Source organism: Streptomyces sp. DH41, from assembly GCF_029813785.1.
Taxonomy (GTDB): domain Bacteria; phylum Actinomycetota; class Actinomycetes; order Streptomycetales; family Streptomycetaceae; genus Streptomyces.
The window spans coordinates 349,032-366,352 of sequence record NZ_JARVKY010000004.1 but is presented as its reverse complement, the minus strand read 5'-3'; the positions used below and the strand labels follow the sequence as shown (position 1 = coordinate 366,352).

Sequence of the window (17,321 nt, the reverse complement as noted above, 5' to 3'; positions counted from 1 at the left end):
GAGCGCCTCGTCCGGCCAGGCAGCCTACCGCGATCGGGTGCCGTACGCGCAGTGGGGACAAATCATGCGACGCGGGCACGAAGCGGGGAACTAGACAGTGAGCGCGTCCTCCGGAAGGGAAGACTGGGCATGTTTGAAGCCGACAACATTCGTGACTGGCGTGACCATGACGTCGTCGACGGCGACGGCCGCAAAATCGGGACCCTGGAGTCCATCTACGTCGACACCCTCACCGACCGGCCGGCGTTCGCCGCGGTCCTGATCGGTCTGCCGACCCGTCGGCGGATCGTGTTCGTCCCGGTGGACAGAGCCACCGTCGGACCGGGCTACCTGAAGGTGACCTACGACAAGAGCCTGGTCAAGGACGCGCCCGGGATCGACCCGGACGGTGAACTCGCCGCCGAGGACGAGGGTGCCGTCTTCGCCCACTACCACCTGCCCTACGAGCAGGGCAGCCGCGGCGAACGCCGGCTCGGCCGGCGCTGACCGGGCGGAGACGACAAGCACACCGGGCAGGCACCACGAGCGCACCGGGCGCGCACGAGGGGCCGACCGCGCCGTCACCGGCACACGGTCGGCCCCGTCCCGCTCCACCACCCGGCAGACCCTGGCTAGGCGAGCTCCGCGCCGCGTTCCGCCGCCTCCGTCTCGGAGGACGCGCTTCCCGTGGCCAGGGTGCCTCCGGAGCTCTCCAGATGGGCCCGTACGAACCACTGGAACTGCTCCAGGTCCCTGAGCTGGCCGATCAGGAGGTCCTCCGTGGCCGGGTCGATCTCACCGGACTCCTTCACCGCCGCGCGCATCCCCTCGATGACGCCGGTGTACACGACGTCGAGCGCGCCGAGGTGGGCGATGGCGTCGGCCCGTCCGATGGAGTAGTCGTCCCAGGGCCGCTCGGCCACCAGCGCCCCGGGGGTGCCCTGGGCGACCCCGCCGAGCGCGGCGATGCGCTCCGCGACGTCGTCGGCCATCTCGCGGACCTGGTCGACCTGGGGATCGATCATCTCGTGCACGGCGATGAAGTGCGGTCCCACGACGTTCCAGTGCACGTGCTTGAGGGTGAGATGGAGGTCGTTGAAGGCGTGCAGGCGCAGTCGCAGCACGCCGATCAGCCGGCCGGCGGCCTCGCGCTCGATACCGGGGACCGTGTACTTCGGGGTCAGGTCGTGCGTCATGGCGGACCTCAGCTCCTCATGCGTTTCGTACGTCGTTGCACGAGCACGACTGCCCCGCATCGGCGACGGCAGACATGCCCGGGCGCTGTGCCTGAGGAGGACGGGTCTCCCCCGAACGGGTGAGTCAACCGTCGGGACCTCCTGCCGGCGCCGCCTTCCGGACCGTCCCCGGGAGCGACGCCGGGGCGGCGGCCCGCCGACAGGATGATCGGCATGACCACGACCCCACGGCGCTCCGATCCCGGCTTCGCGCCCGTCCCCGCCCGCTGGGCGGTCCGGGCCGCTCACATCACCGCGCTGCTCACCCTGCCGACCGGACTCTGGCGCCTCCTGCTGGCGGCGGGGCAGCCGGCCGGGTACACCGGCGCGGGGTACGAGGCGCTGGGCGTGACCGGATGGGGCGTGGTGTACGTCGTCGCGCTGAGCGTGGTGAGCGAGGCGCTCGCCCTGCTCACCCTCGGCCTGGTCCGGCCGTGGGGCGAGGTGTTCCCGCGCCGGCTCCCGCTGGTCGGCGGGCGGCCGGTGCCGGTACTGGCGGCGGTCGTCCCGGCCGGCGTGGGCGCCGTCGCGCTGACCGCATTGTGGACCCCGTTCGCCTGGTGGTGGGCCACCCCCCACCCCGACATGACCCCGCTCGGCGAGACGCTCCTCGGCTTCGCCTACCTGCCCCTGGTCGCCTGGGGGCCGTTGCTCGGCGCCGTCACCGTCTCCTACTACCGCCGGCGCCGTCCCGCGGTGGCCGGTTCGCGACGCGCGCCGATCAGGGAGCACTGCTAGAGCCTGGCCGTGCAGCCCGTGCAGCCCGTGAAGGACGCCCCTCGGCCCCGCCCTCCCCGCAGGTGCGCCGGACGGGCGCCGGAGACGTCAGGACGGCGGAGCCGGCAGCGGCATCGCGCTGAGCGCACGCGCCGCGTGGACGAGGTTGGACGCCATGGCCCGGCCGGTGGAGGTCGACCAGTCGTGGCCGCGGTCGTCGTCGAGGTAGTCGGGGCCGGGCCCGGGGCCGAGGTGCCAGTAGGTCCAGGCCTGCCCTGGAATGGTGTAGCCGATGTCCGCGAGCCCGCCGCTGATCTCGCTGATGACGTGGTGGGCGCCGTCCTCGTTGCCGGTGACCAGGACCCCGGCGACGCGGTTGTAGGCGACGGGGCGCTCCTCGTCGTCGGTCTCGCTGAGCATGGCGTCCATCCGTTCGAGCACCCGCTGGGCGACCGAGGACGGTCGGCCGAGCCAGGTCGGCGACGCGATGATCAGGATCTGCGACGACAGCAGCTTCTCGTGCACGCCCGGCCAGTCGTCGCCGTCGCCCATGTCGGTCTCGACCCCGGGTTTCAGGTTCAGGTCGACGGCCCGTACGACGTCCACCTCCGCCCCGTGGCCTTTCAGCGCCGCGATGACCGTGGCGGCGAGGGCCTCGGTGTTCGACGGCTGCGGGGAGGGCTTGAGGGTGCAGTTGATGACGAGTGCGCGCATGCCTACCCCTCTTCCCCGGGCGGTGGGCTCCGATCGTCGCACCGGGAGACCGTTCACCCGTCCGGACGCGGGCCGCCCGGAGCGCCGCCGGCCGGTCACGACTTCGGCCGTCGGCTTCGACCGTTCGCGCGCGAAGTGTGGCGTGGATCACGCGTGTCGGACGAGTGGGGTGCCGGGCCGAAATCCGTACTCACCGGTGATCACGGAAGTCCGGATGCGAGGATGAGGCCGCCATGACTGCAGGGTGGTGCTCTCGCACGGTGCGGGCCGCGGTGTTCGCGGCCGTCTGTGTGCTGCTCGCCGCCCTGGGCCACACCCTGATGTCCACCACCGCGGTGCCCTGGTGGGCCGTTGTCGCGGGCGCGTCGGCGACGGGCGCCGCCGCCTGGTGGCTCGCCGCCCGGGAACGCGGACGGCTCGCCGTCGTCTGTGCCGCGCTGGCCGCCCAGACCGCGCTGCACGCGTCCTTCTCGCTCGCCCAGGCGACGGTACGGCCGCGGCCCTCGGGCGGCGCGTCCCTCGCGCGCCGGTGGCTGGACGTCCTGCTGTGCCGGATGCCGTCGGACTCGGGCGCGGAGCAGGGCGCCATGTCGATACCCATGAGCGCCGCGGACCACAGCACCCATGCCGTTCACTCCGCGCCCTCCGCGCACGGCGTGAACGCCCTGGGCCCCGTCGACCCCGGGGGCCATGCCATGGGTGACATGTCCTCGACCGGTATGCTCGCCGCCCACCTGGTGGCCGCGCTGCTGTGCGGACTCTGGCTGGCCCACGGCGAACGCGCCGCGTTCCGCATCGTGCGCTCCCTCGCCGCCCGGCTGGTCGCGCCGCTGCGCCTGCTGCTGGTCCCGCTCCCCGCGCCGCCGCACCGGCCGCGCGTCCGGGCCCGCCGAGCCGCCTCCATCCGCTCCCCGCGCCGCCTCCTCCTCGCCCACGCGATCACCACGCGGGGCCCGCCCGCCGGGGTCGCTGTCGTCTGACGACAGCAGGTTTCCCGAGGCCCCCGACGAACCGGCCGAGCCGTCATGCCGTCATGCCGTCGAGCGACAGGGCCGCAGAGCCGCCGATCCGCCGGCGTCGCGCCTCGGGCACCGGCCGTGCGCCGACGCGCCCGGCCGTCACCCCGTCACCGGTCCCACCGCGCCGCCGGCCCGTCCCGCACCGGCCGCCCCGGCCCGGGAGACCGGACCCCCGCTTCCGAGAAGGACAGACACAGGTGATCACTCCCGCACCGCCCCCCTCACGCAGGCAACCGGGTACGGACGCGAAGGAGGCGTCGATCACGGCCTGGGCACTCGCCGCGCGCACCGGCGACCCCGACGCCGTCGACCACTTCGTACGCGCCCTGCACCGGGACGTCCGCCGCTACGTGACCTTCCTCGGCGCCGATCCGCAGAGCGCCGACGACCTGACCCAGGACACCTTCCTGCGGGCCCTCGGCAGCCTGCACCACTTCGAAGGACGTTCGTCGGCCCGCACCTGGCTGCTCGCCATCGCCCGCCGAGCGGTGGCCGACAGCATCCGCCACGACTCCGCCCGGCCGCGCCTGGCGGCCACGGACGACTGGGAGTCGGCCGCCGAGCGAACCCAGCCGCGCGGTCTGCCCGGCTTCGACGACGGCGTGGCCCTCGCCGAACTGCTGGCCACGCTCCCCGACGAACGCCGTGAGGCGTTCGTCCTCACCCAACTGCTCGGGCTGCCCTACGCGGAGGCGGCCGATGTCAGCGAGTGCCCGATAGGGACGGTGCGTTCACGGGTCGCCCGCGCCCGCACCTCTCTGATCGAGTGGCTGAACGACGCCGAGCGCACCGTGCCGGTGGCCGCCGCCGCGTGACGGCCGGCGCTCACCGCGGCGGGCCCGGATCACCGGGTGACCGGTCCCGCCGCAGCGGCTCGAGAACCGCCTCCGGGGTTCCTACCGCGCCCCTGGCCTTCCCTGTGGCCGTCCTCACCCTCCTAGGGCATCGGCGGCCTTGCGCGGGTCGTCCGCCAGGATGTGATCCGCGAGCAGCCGTACGTGCTCCGCCACGGACCGGTCGCCGATGACGGGCAACTCGCACTGGTAGAACCCAGGAGCCTCGCGGGGCCCCCGGTCCTGACGGAACTCGACGTCGACGCCCTCGGGGCTGGTGATCTCCTCGGGAAGGTCCGGCTCCGCACGTCGTGGCGAGACGCCCGTGAGGACGCAGCCCCACCGCTCGAACCACCCGCTGTCCGCGAGGGTCTGTTCCAGGAACCGGGCGATGGTGTCCAGCGGCTCCTCCCAACCGCGGTTCGCCGCGGCCCGCGCGAGTTCGGCTTCGTACTGGGCGGTGTCGAAGCGGAAGTCCGGGGGCACCGCGGTCCGGTCACTGGTGTTCTCCCAGGCGTCCCAGATCACCTGGTCGCCCTCGCGGCGCATGGTGACGTACAGGGCGCCGCAGCAGCCGGCCGTGCAGGTCGGTTCTGTGATCATGACCCTGCGGGGTTCTTCCGTGACCGCCAGCGGCCAGCTCTCCGCCGGACCCCTCCAGTAACGGCAACTGTCAGCTCTTCCTGCCGGGTGGAACCTCTGCAGGACGTCCACGCCGTCGATCAACGGCCGCACCTCGGCCCAGGGATCGGCGTCCCAGGAGTCCGGAATCCTGTGCAGCAGGGTCAGGGTGCTGATGGCCGGCTGATTCGTCACGCACACATGATCGACCGGAGGCGTTCAGCCGCACCAGTCGTTTTCGGCTTCGTCCTCCCACCGCTCGGCCACACCCGTGACCCGACACCCCTGAGCCTCCATCCTTGCCCCATGGCCCGCTTTCAGCACACCGTGACCCTCGTCCCCGTGCCCCGCCGCTGGTTCGAGTCGTGCGTCACCACGCTCCACGACCTGGCGGAGAGCCTGGACGCCGACGGAGCGCGCCTGGGACTGCCCGACGGACGACCCCTGCCCGGCCTGGTCCTGGCCGAGGGAAGTCACCTGCGACCGGGCGCCCGTTACCGGCCCGTGCGCGAGGAGGACGGGCTGCACTGGCGGGTGACCGTGAAGGCGCGGGTCGAGGGCCGCTCCTTCGCCCGTCCGCTGCTCCCCGTCGTGACGGCCGTCATGGGGCGCCGCGCGCGCAGGGCCTTCGCCGAGTCGCTGGACGGCGCCGCGCGGCAGTGGAACGCGCGGCTGCCCGAGCTGGTCCGCAAGCAAGGGGAGGAACCGCGCGCGGAGTTGACCGACGCGCTGCTCGCACCTTGAGACGTCCCCTGCCACCTGTCTCCCACCGGACGACACCCCGTTAGGGTGCCCGGAATGAACTTCACAACAGTGCGCGGCGCCACGATCGACTACGACGACTCCGGTCCCTCGAGCGGACTCCCGGTCCTGCTGATTCACGGGCACCCCTTCAACCGCACCCTGTGGGCACCCCAGGTGGCGGCCCTCGTGGAAGCCGGCCACCGAGTCGTCACTCCCGACCTGCGCGGCTACGGCCGCAGCGGCGTGACGCCGGGCAAGGTGCTGCTCGCCGACTTCGCCGACGACCTCGCCGAACTCCTGGACCACCTGGGCATCGAGCGCGCGGTCGTCGGCGGCGTCTCCATGGGCGGCCAGATCACCATGGAGGTCCAGCTGCGGCATCCGGAGCGGGTACGGGCACTCGTCCTGTCCGACACCTCCGCGCCCGCCGAGACCCAGGAGGGCAAGGAGTTCCGCAACCGGCTGGCCGACAGGCTCCTCGCCGAGGGCATGGACGGTTACGCGCACGAGGTCATCGACAAGATGCTCGCCGCCTACAACGTCACCACGATGCCGGACGTGGCAGCCCGCGTCCTGGAGATGATGTGCGCCACCGACCCGCGGGGCGCGGCGGCGGCGCTGCGCGGGCGGGCCGAACGCCCCGACTACCGGGAGGTCCTGGCCGCCGTACGGGTTCCGGTACTGGTCGTCGTCGGCGCGGACGACGTATACACCCCCGTCGCGGAGGCGGAGTCCCTCCACCGCCTCGTCCCGCACTCCACCCTGGCCGTCGTCGAGAAGGCCGGCCACCTCCCCGGCGCCGAGCAACCCGAGCGCTTCAACGCCGTGTTGCTGGAGTTCCTGGCCCAGCGCGTGTGACCGCGTGCCGCTCGCAGGAGCTGTCAAGGTTTCCTTGACAAAGTGCATGCTGTCAAGGAAACCTTGACGGCATGCACACTTCGACGCGCTCCGCTCCAGCCATACCGGTGGCCGCCACCGGTCTGCTCGCCGTGGTCACCGCCCTGATCGCTCTGGCGATCTCACTCGTCGACGACCTCGGCACTCCGGCCTACGTCGTCCTGGTGGCCGCGGACCTCCTGGTCGTCCTCGTCATCGGAGTACTGCTCGCCGCCTCCCGGCCGGGGAACGCCCCGGCCGGCACCGACGCCGTGCGACTGGAGCGGGATCTGGAGAGGCTCGACGCTCTGGAGCCGCTGCGCGGCGACGAGACGAAGGACGCCGGGCGGTGAGCGGGACGGAACCGCTCACCGAGGAAGAGGTCCTGCGTATCCGGGAGGGCGTCGCGGCCGCCGTCCTGGACGCCCCGGACGGACTGGTCGAGTCGCTGGAGCACGACCCCGAAGGCTATCTCCGCCTGGTGGCGGCCAGTCGCGTCGGCGCCGAGGAGACGAGCAGGCTGCTGCGCGAGGCGGTCCAGGGAGCGCGAGCCGCGGGGCAGAGCTGGGACACCGTGGGCGGTGTCCTCGGCGTGAGCCGGCAGGCCGCACAGCAGAGATTCGCCGACCGGGGGCGGCCCGGTCCGGACGCGTCCGGACCGGCGGAACGGCGGGTGCTGACCCCGCTGACCGCGTTCAACGAGATGCAGGCGCTCGCCGAAGCCGGCGCGGACGGCTGGCACATGGTCGACTTCGGCCCGTTCTTCCATGTCGTCGAGAAGTCCGGCCGCCCCTGGGAACACCGCAGGGTTTCCTTCGCGGTCGGCACCCGGCACCGACGGATGGAGGAGCAGGGGTGGACGCAGGTCGGCTCCGGGGCGTTCCCGTGGCGGTACTACAAGCGTCCTGTCCGGCGCGCGAAGGGCGCACATGATGAATGAGTGAGCCCTGTACGCGCCCCCGCGGCGGTACGGACAATGCGCAGTGGCCGTGATCACGCGGCGGTAGGCGCGGGGTCGTCCACCGCCGCCTTCCGGGGAAAGCAGGTCGAGCGCCGTGCTGTTGCGTCTGCCCACATCCGTGTCCGAAGCGCAGGAGTGCATGGCCGAGGGAGCGGTGCCCATCGGCGGTGCCACCCTCGTGTGGGCCACCTGGCAACGGGACGGTTTCCCGGAACTGGCCATGTCGCTGCGGAACCTGCCCGAGGCGACCGCGGTCGAACCCGAGGGGCTGGGAGCGGCCGTGGTGCTGCACCGCATCGACGACCGCGTTCCCGAGGTGCTGCGAAGCGCGGCCGGCACGGTGGGCACCGGAGCCGTGCGCCGGACGGCCACGGTCGGCGGCAACCTCGTCGGCAGCAGTCTGCGCTGCCTGCTGCCGGCGGCCCTGGTCCTGGACGCCCGCGCCACCGTCCTGGGGCCGGACCGGGCCTACGAGACCGACCTGGCCGAGGTCATGGCGAAGCGTCATCTGCTGCTCGGCCTCGGCTGGCGCACCCCGATAGCCAGCGGCTACCGCAAGCAGCCCGCCGAAGCCGGCGGACCGCCGCCCCTGGTGGTCGCCACCGCCGTGCATACCGACGGCGAGGGGCGGCACCGCCTGCGGATCGCCGTCCGCGACGGTTACGAGGTCGTCAGCGAGACCGCACCGTGCGACGCGGGCGCCGACGAAGCCCTCGCCGCGCTGGAGCGTACGGACGTCGGCGCCCTGCCTCCCGGTGCCCGGGACGTGGTGCGTGAGCAGGTCGCCGACATCCTGGGCCCCCTCGCCGGTCGCTGACGAAGCGGCCGGCGCCGGGGCCCGGCGGTCGCGTCAGCCGTTGGCCAGCGCCTTGACGCGATCGAGCGCCCCGTTGAACTTGTCGTGGTCCCCGACGGTCGGCCCCGAGGAGGTGTACTGCCACATCGTGTGGACGTCCCAGCCGGCCGGGAGGGGGCCCACGGTCGAGGCGTACCGGGCGACCCACAACGGGTTGGTGGCGCCGAAGCCGCTGTAGTCCCCGGTGCACTGCTTCCACCAGTTGGTGGAGGTGTAGATGACGGCCTGGCGGCCGGTGCGCTCCTTGTACCGTTCGAGGAAGTCCCGGATCCAGCCGACCATCTGACTCGCCGTCCTGCCGTAGCAGGTGTCCCCGTACGGGTTGTACTCGATGTCGAGCACGCCGGGCAGCGTCCTGCCGTCCTTGGACCAGCCGCCGCCGTGGTCGACGAAGTAGTCGGCCTGGGCCGCGCCGCCGGCGCCGTCCGGGATGGCGAAGTGGTAGGCACCGCGGATCATGCCGACGTCGTACGAACCGCCGTACTGCTGGGCGTAGTAGGGATTGCGGTAGGACGTTCCCTCGGTGGCCTTCGCGTAGGCCCACCTCACCCCGCTGTTCCACAGGGTCGGCCAGGCGACGTCGCCCTGATGACTGGAGACGTCCACGCCCTCCGTCTGGGCGGCGCGGGTCCCGGTGGGCCGGCCCTGGACCCCTTCGTGGGCGAGGACACCGCTGCCCATGTACGCGGTGCCGCGGACGGGAGTCCGCACGTCGTCGGCCGACGCGGGGACCGCGGCCAGGCCGAGGAGGAGCGACTGGGAGGCGAGGAGGACGCCTGACGTGAGCAGGCGGCGTGAGTGGCTGGACGCCACGGCTATGGGTCTGCGCATGGCACCCATCCGATCCGCTGTCACGCCCGACCGCATCCCACGGGCGCCCAGACGGTGTTGCCGGTGGGCCCCTGAGGGGCGGGGCGTCGCCGACCCATGTATTTGAACGTGTTCAAATGTGGGATAGGGTCGATCGCACGAACACATGAGGCGGGGGAGGGAGCGTCCGATGAAGATCGTGATCCCCGGGGGAACCGGGCAGGTCGGTACGGTGCTGAAGCGTGCGTGGACCGCCGCCGGCCACGACGTCGTGGTGCTCACCCGGCGGCCGGAGCGGCCGGGTGAGGTCGGATGGGACGGCCGGACGCCGGGGAAGTGGGTCGAGGAGGTCGACGGCAGCGACGCGGTCGTCAACCTGGCCGGTCGCAGCGTGAGCTGTCGCTACACCCCCGGCAACCTGAAGGCGATGATGGACTCACGCGTGGAGTCCGCGCGTGTCGTCGGCGAGGCGATCTCGGCAGCCGCCGAGCCGCCCCGGGTCTGGCTGCAGATGAGCACCGCCACCGTCTACGCCCACCGCTTCGACGCGCCCAACGACGAGGCAACCGGCCTGCTCGGCGGAGCCGAACCGGGAGTCCCGGACTACTGGTCGTACAGCGTCGACATCGCCAGGGCCTGGGAGCGGGAGCAGGAGCGGGCGGACACCCCGCACACCCGCAAGGTGGCCCTGCGATCCGCCATGGTGATGAGCCCGGACCGGGGCGGCGTCCTGGACGTCCTGCTGCGGCTGGCGCGACTGGGCCTCGGCGGCTCCGTCGCGGGCGGGGCGCAGTACGTGTCCTGGATCCACGACCAGGACTTCGTCCGCGCGGTCGACTTCCTCGTCGGCCGCGACGACTTCAGCGGCCCCGTGAACCTCGCCGCGCCGGCTCCGCTGCCCCAGCGCGCGTTCATGCGCGCGCTGCGCAAGGCGTGGGGCATGCCGGTGGGTCTGCCGGCGACGCGGTGGATGGCCGAACTCGGCGCCCTCGTCCTGCGTTCGGACACCGAGCTGCTCCTCAAGAGCCGGCGCGTCGTCCCCGGCCGACTGCGCGAGGCGGGGTTCGCGTTCGACCACCCCGAGTGGCCCCGGGCCGCCGACGACCTCGTACGGCGGGTGCGCGGAGGCCGGTGAGAAGGGCGGCGTCCCGGACGGCCGGACCGGCGCACAGCGCTGCCGGAAGCCGTCGGTCGACGCCCTGGGGAGAGGGGAGCCCCGCAGGGCACCCCTCCGTGCCGGTCCCGCCCTCAGCGGCCCCCTTCACCGCGGCGTGCCTCGCGGGCCCCGCGCACCAGGACGGTCAGGGCCCCCGCGGCCACGGCGAGGGCGAGCACGCCCAGCAGGGCACGGTCGGAGACGGCGTCCCCGAGGCGGGACAGGCGTTGCTCCCAGGTGAACTCCGTGTCCACCCCCATCAGCGACGGCAGCGCCGAGGTTCCGTCGAAGAGCAGGAACAGCGCGCCCAGGGCGATGAACATCGCCCCGCCGAGCAGTGACGTGGAGTGCAGCCGCAACCTGCCCAGGCGCACCGGCCGGCCACGCAGCCAGCGTCGCCCACCCAGGTCGAACCGGTCCCACAGGGCCGCCAGCACGAACATCGGCACGGCCATGCCCAGGGCGTACACCGCGAGCAGCGCACCGCCCCGCCAGGGATCGCCGCCGATCGCGGCCACCGTGAGGACGCTGCCGAGGATGGGGCCCGCGCAGAAGCCGGCCAGCCCGTACACCGCGCCCAGGGCCGTGACGGAAAGCGCCGAACCCGACCGGCGCGTGCCCGCGGACTGCTGGAGCCGGCGCGAACCGAACCCCAGGCCCAGCAGTTGTGCCACCCCGAGGGCGATGACGAGCCAGCCGCCCACCGTCACCAGCAGGTCACGGTGTCCGTAGAAGAGGCGTCCGGCCAGCGAGCCCGCCACACCCAGCGGCACCATGGTCAGGCACAGTCCGGCGTAGAACAGCGCGGTGCGTCCCAGCAGCCGGGTGCGGCTGGTGAACGAGTAGGCGAAGAACGCGGGCAGCAGAAGTGCCGAGCACGGGCTGAGCAGCGCCAGCAATCCACCGAGGAAGGCGACTACGAAACCCGGGTCACTCATCGGTGCCGTCCTGTGCGCGTGCCTCTTCGGAGACGGCCGCCGCCTCGACGGCTTCGGCGAACACGTCCGTGGGCTGGGCGCCCAGGATCGGCCGGCCGTTGACGAGGAAGGCCGGGGTGCTGCTGACGCCGAGTGCGTAGCCCTCCTCGACGTCCCGGGTCACGGCCTCGTCGGCCGCCGGGGAGGCCAGGTCGGCGCGGAAGCGGTCGAGGTCCTCGACCCCCGCCTCCTCGGCCATGGCGACCAGCGCCTTCTCGGCGAAGTCGCCCTTGTCGCGCTCACGCGGATGCGCGTAGGCGGTGTCGTGGAACTCCCAGAACCGGTTCTGCCGGCCCGCGGCCCACGCGGCCCGGGCCGCCTGCTCCGACTCCGCGCCGAAGACCGGGAAGTGGCGCCACTCGATCCGCAGCACGCCCTTCTCGACGTACTCGCGCAGCAGTTCGGGTTTGGTCTCGCGGGCGAACCGGCCGCAGAAGGGGCACTGGAAGTCCGAGTACTCGATCAGCACGACGGGCGCGTCCCGCCTGCCCAGGGCGTACGGATCACCGGACTCCCGCCGGGCGAGGGCGAGCAGCGCGGGGTCGGCGGGAGGAGCCGCGGACGGCGAGTCGGAGGCCGACGCGGTGGCGGGACGGTCGGCGGACTCGCCGCCCGGGACCAGGGCGACGACGGCGACGACGACGGAGACCACGAGGACGGAGGCGGCGAGCACCGGCCGCAGCCGGCGGCGCGGCACCGGGCCACCCCCGGCGGTGGAGCCCGGGCGGGACTTCTGGGGCAGGCGTGATTCAGCGTTCATGGGTCGACTCCACGGGAGGAGGAAGAGTGAGAAGTGCGGGGGAGGGCCGCGGCCGGGCTCAGGCGCGGGCCGGCAGCGGGCAGGCCTCGGCCGTCGACAGCCTGCGCAGCGCCGCTTCCGCCAGCAGCGCCAGGGAGGCCACGGCGACGACCGGCTGGAGCGGAGCCCAGTAGGTCAGCGCGCCGGAGCTGCCGAGCAGCAGCAGGACGAGCTTGTTGCAGACGGGGCAGCCCACGGCGAGGAAGGACAGCAGGCCGCCGAGTGGGCCCAGCCTGCTGCCGGGGCCGTCGGCCGGGGGCGGGTCCGCCGCCCCCGGGAGGCGGACGAAGGTGGCCAGGACGACGCCCGCCAGCACGGCGGTGGCGGCCAGTACCGGGTAGTTCCACCACTGGACGGGGACGCTCCGGCCGAAGAAGGGGGAGGGCACGACCGCGGTGGGGACCCCCACGAGGACGGCGGTCAGAGCGGCACCGGCTCCGGCGGCGGCCCACTGGGCGGGCCGCCAGGACGCGAGTGCCGCTCCCGCCCGGCGCGGCGACCGGGAGGAGGAAGGCATGGGGAAAGGCTCCGTTCGAGAGGATGAGACGGACGCGGCACGAAAGGCGGCCGGTCTAGATCCTCAGAACGGTGGTCGAGACGCCACTGGCACAGCTCGTCGGCGGGGCGGGTCCCGCGGGCGCGTGGGCGGGCGCCGACGACAGCGGCGTTCCGCGCTGTGCGGTCGTGTCCGCCGCCCCCGCGGCCGACGGTTCGCCGACGCGCAGATCCCCGCGCGTCGAAGTCGGCTCGGCCAGGCCCTTCTTCTCACACGGGCGAGGGGCGGTGGGGCCCGCCTGGTCCCTGGCGGCCAGGTCGGCGGTGGGGCCCGCCTCGTCCCCGGCGGCCAGGTCGGCGGAGAGCACGACGGCCGGATACGACGAGGCGGTCGCGGCGCTCGTGTCCCCGGCGCCCGCGGCCGGCGAGCCGCGGCCCGCCGCCGTCACGCACAGCACGGCGACGGTCAAGGTGACCATCGCCAGCACACAACGCAGCAGCGACACCGCTCGGGTGTGCCTGCCGCGCTGGGACATCGGGGACGGCTCCTACCGCTCGGACCGCTCGGGGACGTATGCGGAAGCCACCCTACATACCCCGGATCCGGGCCGGCCGACCTGCCTGGGGGATCGGCACCGCCTGTCCCGTGACCCGTGTGCGGGGGTCCTCGGGGTCCACGTCGATGAGCAGGTCGCTGGGGCGCCCCATGTCCTCGCCCTGGCGGATCGCGATCGTGCCGCGCCGGGTCACCAGGCCCAGCTCGCGGAGGTACCCGCCGAACGCGGCGGCCGCCGCTCCCGTCGCCGGGTCCTCCACGACGCCGCCTACGGGAAACGGGTTGCGGGCGTGGAAGCGCTCCGGCGACTCGCGCCACACCAGGTCCACCGTCGTCCAGCCGTGACGCCGCATGACCTCGGCGAGCCCGTCGAAGTCGTAGTCGAGGTCGGCCAGCCGGGCCCGCGAGGCCGCGGCGAGCACCAGGTGCTCGGCGCCCCCGAACGCCACGTGCGCGGGCAGGTCGGGGTCCAGGTCGTCCGGAGCCCAGCCGAGCGCCCGGAGCGCCGCGTCCGACTCGGTGGCGAGAGCCGGGCGGGAACGCGTCGGCACGCTGGTGAGGGTGGCCCGCACCGCGCCGGAGTCGTCGGCCGCGGTGGACACGGGAACCTCACCGGCGGCCGTGTCGAGGACGATCTCGCCGGGCCCCGTCCGCTCGGCGAGGGCGACAGCCAGCGCGACGGTCGCGTGCCCGCAGAACGGCACCTCTGCGAGGGGACTGAAGTAGCGGACCCGGAACCGGCGCGTCGCCGCGTCGCCGCCGGTGACGAAGACGGTCTCGGAGTACCCCACATCGGCGGCGACCGCCCGCATCGCCGTGCCGTCGAGCCCGGAGGCGTCGAGGACCACTCCGGCCGGATTGCCGCCCGCCACATCGCCGGTGAAGGCGGCGTAGCGCAGGATCTCGGTCTCGTTCGGCTGCTCGGAACGGTCTGCCACGTCGCTCGTTCCCGTCACGTCGGTGCTCATGACCACCACGCTGCCACCCGGTACCGATCGTGTCCAACGATCGCTCCCGATACCTCCCATCGAGAAACCGCATAGGCTGAGCCAGGTGGACACCAGACTGCTGACGACCTTCACCACACTCGCCCGCACGGGCGGCTTCACCGCCGCCGCCGCCGAACTGCACCTGGCCCAGTCCACGGTCACCGTGCACATCCGCACCCTGGAACGGGACCTCGGTGTCCGCCTCTTCGACCGTCTGCCCACCGGCGCGCTGCTCACCGACGCCGGCCACCGGCTCCTGGAACGGGCCGAGGAGGTACTCGACAGCCTGGCGCGGTTGCGCGCCGCCTGTGACGACGCCGGAGTCGTGTCGGGGCGGGTGGTGGTCGGCAGCCCCGAGTCCCTGTGCGCGAGCCGACTGCCCGGCGTCGTCGCCGCCCTGCGCGCGACCCACCCGGAGGTGGACGTCCACCTGTACGCGGCCGGGACCGCTCAGTGCCTGGAAGGACTGCGGTCGGGACGGCTCGATTTGGCCCTGCTGCTGGAGGAGGAGACGGAGTTCCACGACGTCACGGGCGAACGCGTGGCCTTCGAGCCGCTCGCCCTCGTCTCCGCGCCCGGACACCCCCTCGCCGCACGGGCACACGAGGTGAGCTGGCCGGAACTGGCGGCGGAGAGCTTCTTCCTGCTGGAGGAGGGCTGCTCCTACAGCGACGCGCTGGCACGGCGGCTGCTCGACGTGCCGGGCGGACGGCCGAGGCTGACCCGGTTCGGGAGCGTGGACGCGGCGCGCAACTGCGTGGCGGCCGGTCTGGGGCTGACCCTGCTGCCGCTGACCACCGTGGCGGAGGAGCTGCGGCGGGGGCGGCTGGTACGGGTCGACGGACCGGGTTTCCCCGATGTACCGGTACGGCTGGCCAGGCATCGCCGGCGGTGGGCGGCACCGGCCGCCCAGGAGGTCGCGCGGGCACTGGTGGGGCACCTCGGCGACTGAGCGGCCCCCCCGGGTCGGAGCACCCGTCTCGACCAGAACGCCTGTATCACATCGGTGCGTTCGATCGGCGCGATGTCGGGCAAGTTCGCTCCTCGGTGGGGTCCGCGGTCGGTCCGGCATCCGTGCCCGAAGCGGTGACTAGCATGAGCCGCAAGCCCGCCGGAGGCGATCACCACGTCCTGGGTGGGACGGCTCCGGCCGCGGACGACGCAAGTCGACCGGCCTTTTCCCCGCTCTCGAGAACCAGAGGGACCGCGGAATGTCAGTGTCTGCACCCCCCACCCCGCCCCGGACGCAGAAAGCCCGCCGCTCCACCCCCGCCGTCCCGCTGCTCGTGCTCCCGGCGGCCGCCGCTGCCGCCGGCGCCGCCTGGGCGGCGGCGCCCGAGGCCGCCCGAGGCTGGACCGCGACCCTCGCCGTGACGTCCTGGCTGTGCGTCGCCGTGGCCGTCGTCCTCGGCTCCCACCTGGTCCAGCGGGCACGCCGGGCCGCGACGGACCGGAGAACGGAGATCAGTGCCCTCAAGGCCCACCTCGCGCAGGAGAAAGCCGGCCTTCTGTACCTGGTCGACGTCGCCCTGCCCGCAATCGCGCGACAGGTGCGCGACGGCACGGGCGCGGACGAGGCCGTCGCCGGCACCGCGCCCGTCTCCGGCCCGCACCTGCGCCGGCTCCTACAGAGCTTCGCCTCCCTGACGGAGGACGCCGCACGGCACGCCGCGGACGCCGAGTCCCGCCACCGGCAGGCGGTGGGGCAGACCCGGCACATGGCCGCGGAGCTGGAACACCTGACGACCAGCACCCTGCCCTCCGCCGTGGAAAAACTGCGGGACGGCACCTCCGCGGACGTCGTCCTCGCCGAACTGGAGTGGCCGCAGAGCCCGCGACTGCGCACCTGCGCCGAGCTGTTCGTCCGGGAGCTGGCGCACAGCGAACGGCGCACCGCCGCGGCTCAGGCCGCCTCCGCCAAGTCCCTCAGCCGCGTCCAGGCCAAAGCCGTCGGCATACTCGCCGACCTCAGGGACATGCAGGACCGCCACGGCGAGGAGGTCCTCGGTGACCTGCTCCGCCTGGACCACAGCACCTCGCAGCTCGGCCTCATCACCGACCGCCTGGCCCTCCTGATGGGCGGCCGCTCCAGCCGGGCCTGGAACAAACCGATCGTGATGGAGAGCATCCTGCGCGGTGCCGTCGGCCGCATCGCCGCGTACCGGCGGGTCCGGATGCACTGCTCCACCAGCGCCGCGATCTCCGGGTACGCGGCCGAGGGCGTCATGCACCTGCTCGCCGAACTGATGGACAACGCCGCCAACTTCTCGCCGCCCATCGACGAGGTCCACGTCTATGTGGAGGAACGTACCGCCGGAGTCGTCGTCACCATCGAGGACAGCGGACTGAAGATGGCCGACGCGGCCATGCGCCACGCCGAGCAGGCGGTGTCGGGGCGGACCACCGACCTGGCCTCACTGCAGGGCACGCGGCTCGGCCTCGCCGTGGTCGGACGGCTGGCCGCCAAGTACCGGATCGGAGTGAGCTACCGGCCCTCGTCGCGCGGTGGCACGGGCGTGGTCGTCCTGGTACCTCCGCAGTTGCTCGCCCAGCAGCGGGACCCGGGACCGTCCGTCACCGCGGACCGTACGTCCGGCGGCGCCTCCGCCGTCCCGTTCCCCGGCCCCGCCCCCGCCGCGAAAACCCCGGCACTCGCACGGCGCGTGCCGGACGTCCGCCCCGATCCCAGAGGCCTACCCGGGCTCACCGAACTCCCCGGGCAGCCGGCGCGGTCCCGCCCGGCGCCCGCGACGCCCGGTGGCCTGCCCGTCCGCTCCCCGGGCCGCACCATGGCCGAGGCCGACGCCCAGCGTGAACGCCGGGAGCGGCACAGGCAGTCGTCCGACCGGGAGACGGCGGTGCCCCGGGACGCCGGGGCCAGCTTCGGAGCCTTCCACCGCGGACGCCGGTCCGGGGGCGCCGGCGGAGCCCCGGAGACGGAACCGCCCGCGCCGGGGTAGACCACGCCGCGCCACACCCACCCC

General features: G+C 73.5%; 21 protein-coding genes. 12 read left to right on the top strand and 9 right to left on the bottom strand.

Going from position 1 to position 17,321, the window contains the following annotated elements; translation table 11 throughout:
- Positions 1-129 precede the first annotated feature (129 nt).
- On the top strand, positions 130-486 hold the full coding sequence (locus QC283_RS10200) for a PRC-barrel domain-containing protein (protein ID WP_279561077.1): 357 nt from the start codon (positions 130-132) through the stop codon (positions 484-486).
- 125 nt (positions 487-611) lie between these two features.
- Here the strand turns inward: QC283_RS10200 and QC283_RS10195 are convergent, their stop codons facing one another.
- The gene (locus QC283_RS10195) at positions 612-1,175 is read right to left on the bottom strand and encodes a Dps family protein (protein ID WP_279561076.1); all 564 of its coding nucleotides are present in this window, start codon (positions 1,173-1,175) and stop codon (positions 612-614) included.
- 213 nt (positions 1,176-1,388) lie between these two features.
- Here QC283_RS10195 and QC283_RS10190 point away from each other — a divergent pair, with 213 nt between their 5' ends.
- Complete coding sequence (locus QC283_RS10190) at positions 1,389-1,952, top strand: hypothetical protein (protein ID WP_279561075.1); 564 nt, start codon at positions 1,389-1,391, stop codon at positions 1,950-1,952.
- An 87-nt stretch (positions 1,953-2,039) separates the two neighbouring features.
- Here the strand turns inward: QC283_RS10190 and QC283_RS10185 are convergent, their stop codons facing one another.
- Entirely contained in the window at positions 2,040-2,645 is a 606-nt protein-coding gene (locus QC283_RS10185) for a flavodoxin family protein (RefSeq protein ID WP_279561074.1), read from the bottom strand.
- Between the two features lie 233 nt (positions 2,646-2,878).
- Between QC283_RS10185 and QC283_RS10180 the strand changes: the two genes are divergently transcribed.
- Complete coding sequence (locus tag QC283_RS10180; RefSeq protein WP_279561073.1) at positions 2,879-3,625, top strand: hypothetical protein; 747 nt, start codon at positions 2,879-2,881, stop codon at positions 3,623-3,625.
- 236 nt (positions 3,626-3,861) lie between these two features.
- The gene (locus tag QC283_RS10175; protein ID WP_383529782.1) at positions 3,862-4,479 is read left to right on the top strand and encodes a sigma-70 family RNA polymerase sigma factor; all 618 of its coding nucleotides are present in this window, start codon (positions 3,862-3,864) and stop codon (positions 4,477-4,479) included.
- Between the two features lie 114 nt (positions 4,480-4,593).
- Here the strand turns inward: QC283_RS10175 and QC283_RS10170 are convergent, their stop codons facing one another.
- Positions 4,594-5,313 (bottom strand): hypothetical protein, encoded by a 720-nt coding sequence (locus tag QC283_RS10170; protein WP_279561072.1) that lies wholly within the window; start codon positions 5,311-5,313, stop codon positions 4,594-4,596.
- A gap of 111 nt (positions 5,314-5,424) precedes the next feature.
- Between QC283_RS10170 and QC283_RS10165 the strand changes: the two genes are divergently transcribed.
- The 5 genes from QC283_RS10165 (at position 5,425) to QC283_RS10145 (ending at position 8,516) form a co-directional block, all read left to right on the top strand.
- Positions 5,425-5,862 carry a hypothetical protein gene (locus QC283_RS10165; protein WP_279561071.1) on the top strand — a complete coding sequence of 146 codons (438 nt, stop codon included), beginning with the start codon at positions 5,425-5,427 and terminating at the stop codon, positions 5,860-5,862.
- 54 nt (positions 5,863-5,916) lie between these two features.
- A complete protein-coding gene (locus QC283_RS10160; RefSeq protein WP_279561070.1) occupies positions 5,917-6,720 on the top strand; it encodes an alpha/beta fold hydrolase in 804 nt (267 codons plus the stop codon).
- 71 nt (positions 6,721-6,791) lie between these two features.
- Positions 6,792-7,091, top strand: a complete 300-nt coding sequence (locus tag QC283_RS10155) for a hypothetical protein (RefSeq protein WP_279561069.1) — start codon at positions 6,792-6,794, stop codon at positions 7,089-7,091.
- Entirely contained in the window at positions 7,088-7,678 is a 591-nt protein-coding gene (locus QC283_RS10150; protein WP_279561068.1) for a hypothetical protein, read from the top strand. Before QC283_RS10155 ends, QC283_RS10150 begins: the two co-directional genes overlap by 4 nt.
- Before the next feature lie 115 nt (positions 7,679-7,793).
- On the top strand, positions 7,794-8,516 hold the full coding sequence (locus QC283_RS10145; protein WP_279561067.1) for an FAD binding domain-containing protein: 723 nt from the start codon (positions 7,794-7,796) through the stop codon (positions 8,514-8,516).
- A gap of 33 nt (positions 8,517-8,549) precedes the next feature.
- Here the strand turns inward: QC283_RS10145 and QC283_RS10140 are convergent, their stop codons facing one another.
- A complete protein-coding gene (locus QC283_RS10140; RefSeq protein ID WP_279561066.1) occupies positions 8,550-9,386 on the bottom strand; it encodes a lysozyme in 837 nt (278 codons plus the stop codon).
- A 169-nt stretch (positions 9,387-9,555) separates the two neighbouring features.
- Here QC283_RS10140 and QC283_RS10135 point away from each other — a divergent pair, with 169 nt between their 5' ends.
- Positions 9,556-10,500, top strand: coding sequence for a TIGR01777 family oxidoreductase (locus QC283_RS10135; RefSeq protein ID WP_279561065.1), 945 nt, complete (start codon positions 9,556-9,558; stop codon positions 10,498-10,500).
- 113 nt (positions 10,501-10,613) lie between these two features.
- Here the strand turns inward: QC283_RS10135 and QC283_RS10130 are convergent, their stop codons facing one another.
- Genes QC283_RS10130 through QC283_RS10110 form a run of 5 tightly spaced genes read right to left on the bottom strand, consistent with a single transcriptional unit; the run spans position 10,614 to position 14,316 of the window.
- A complete protein-coding gene (locus QC283_RS10130; RefSeq protein WP_279561064.1) occupies positions 10,614-11,459 on the bottom strand; it encodes a cytochrome c biogenesis CcdA family protein in 846 nt (281 codons plus the stop codon).
- Positions 11,452-12,258: a DsbA family protein gene (locus QC283_RS10125; RefSeq protein WP_279561063.1), complete on the bottom strand. Its 807-nt coding sequence runs from the start codon at positions 12,256-12,258 to the stop codon at positions 11,452-11,454. Before QC283_RS10125 ends, QC283_RS10130 begins: the two co-directional genes overlap by 8 nt.
- Before the next feature lie 58 nt (positions 12,259-12,316).
- Entirely contained in the window at positions 12,317-12,814 is a 498-nt protein-coding gene (locus tag QC283_RS10120) for a hypothetical protein (protein WP_279561062.1), read from the bottom strand.
- A 55-nt stretch (positions 12,815-12,869) separates the two neighbouring features.
- Positions 12,870-13,328, bottom strand: a complete 459-nt coding sequence (locus tag QC283_RS10115; protein WP_279561061.1) for a hypothetical protein — start codon at positions 13,326-13,328, stop codon at positions 12,870-12,872.
- 52 nt (positions 13,329-13,380) lie between these two features.
- Positions 13,381-14,316 carry a PhzF family phenazine biosynthesis isomerase gene (locus tag QC283_RS10110; RefSeq protein WP_279561060.1) on the bottom strand — a complete coding sequence of 312 codons (936 nt, stop codon included), beginning with the start codon at positions 14,314-14,316 and terminating at the stop codon, positions 13,381-13,383.
- Positions 14,317-14,401: 85 nt separating this feature from the next.
- Here QC283_RS10110 and QC283_RS10105 point away from each other — a divergent pair, with 85 nt between their 5' ends.
- Together QC283_RS10105 and QC283_RS10100 are read left to right on the top strand one after the other, a co-directional pair.
- Positions 14,402-15,289: a LysR family transcriptional regulator gene (locus QC283_RS10105; RefSeq protein ID WP_279561059.1), complete on the top strand. Its 888-nt coding sequence runs from the start codon at positions 14,402-14,404 to the stop codon at positions 15,287-15,289.
- A 259-nt stretch (positions 15,290-15,548) separates the two neighbouring features.
- Positions 15,549-17,297: an ATP-binding protein gene (locus QC283_RS10100; RefSeq protein WP_279561058.1), complete on the top strand. Its 1,749-nt coding sequence runs from the start codon at positions 15,549-15,551 to the stop codon at positions 17,295-17,297.
- The last annotated feature ends 24 nt before the right edge of the window (positions 17,298-17,321 follow it).

What these genes read in the sequence shown, in the direction of transcription:
- QC283_RS10200 (WP_279561077.1), top strand. Translation starts at nt 130, where the DNA reads ATGTTTGAAGCCGACAACATTCGTGACTGGCGTGACCATGACGTCGTC.
- QC283_RS10195 (WP_279561076.1), bottom strand. Translation starts at nt 1,175, where the DNA reads ATGACGCACGACCTGACCCCGAAGTACACGGTCCCCGGTATCGAGCGC.
- QC283_RS10190 (WP_279561075.1), top strand. Translation starts at nt 1,389, where the DNA reads ATGACCACGACCCCACGGCGCTCCGATCCCGGCTTCGCGCCCGTCCCC.
- QC283_RS10185 (WP_279561074.1), bottom strand. Translation starts at nt 2,645, where the DNA reads ATGCGCGCACTCGTCATCAACTGCACCCTCAAGCCCTCCCCGCAGCCG.
- QC283_RS10180 (WP_279561073.1), top strand. Translation starts at nt 2,879, where the DNA reads ATGACTGCAGGGTGGTGCTCTCGCACGGTGCGGGCCGCGGTGTTCGCG.
- QC283_RS10165 (WP_279561071.1), top strand. Translation starts at nt 5,425, where the DNA reads ATGGCCCGCTTTCAGCACACCGTGACCCTCGTCCCCGTGCCCCGCCGC.
- QC283_RS10160 (WP_279561070.1), top strand. Translation starts at nt 5,917, where the DNA reads ATGAACTTCACAACAGTGCGCGGCGCCACGATCGACTACGACGACTCC.
- QC283_RS10155 (WP_279561069.1), top strand. Translation starts at nt 6,792, where the DNA reads ATGCACACTTCGACGCGCTCCGCTCCAGCCATACCGGTGGCCGCCACC.
- QC283_RS10140 (WP_279561066.1), bottom strand. Translation starts at nt 9,386, where the DNA reads ATGCGCAGACCCATAGCCGTGGCGTCCAGCCACTCACGCCGCCTGCTC.
- QC283_RS10135 (WP_279561065.1), top strand. Translation starts at nt 9,556, where the DNA reads ATGAAGATCGTGATCCCCGGGGGAACCGGGCAGGTCGGTACGGTGCTG.
- QC283_RS10130 (WP_279561064.1), bottom strand. Translation starts at nt 11,459, where the DNA reads ATGAGTGACCCGGGTTTCGTAGTCGCCTTCCTCGGTGGATTGCTGGCG.
- QC283_RS10125 (WP_279561063.1), bottom strand. Translation starts at nt 12,258, where the DNA reads ATGAACGCTGAATCACGCCTGCCCCAGAAGTCCCGCCCGGGCTCCACC.
- QC283_RS10120 (WP_279561062.1), bottom strand. Translation starts at nt 12,814, where the DNA reads ATGCCTTCCTCCTCCCGGTCGCCGCGCCGGGCGGGAGCGGCACTCGCG.
- QC283_RS10115 (WP_279561061.1), bottom strand. Translation starts at nt 13,328, where the DNA reads ATGTCCCAGCGCGGCAGGCACACCCGAGCGGTGTCGCTGCTGCGTTGT.
- QC283_RS10110 (WP_279561060.1), bottom strand. Translation starts at nt 14,316, where the DNA reads ATGAGCACCGACGTGACGGGAACGAGCGACGTGGCAGACCGTTCCGAG.
- QC283_RS10100 (WP_279561058.1), top strand. Translation starts at nt 15,549, where the DNA reads ATGTCAGTGTCTGCACCCCCCACCCCGCCCCGGACGCAGAAAGCCCGC.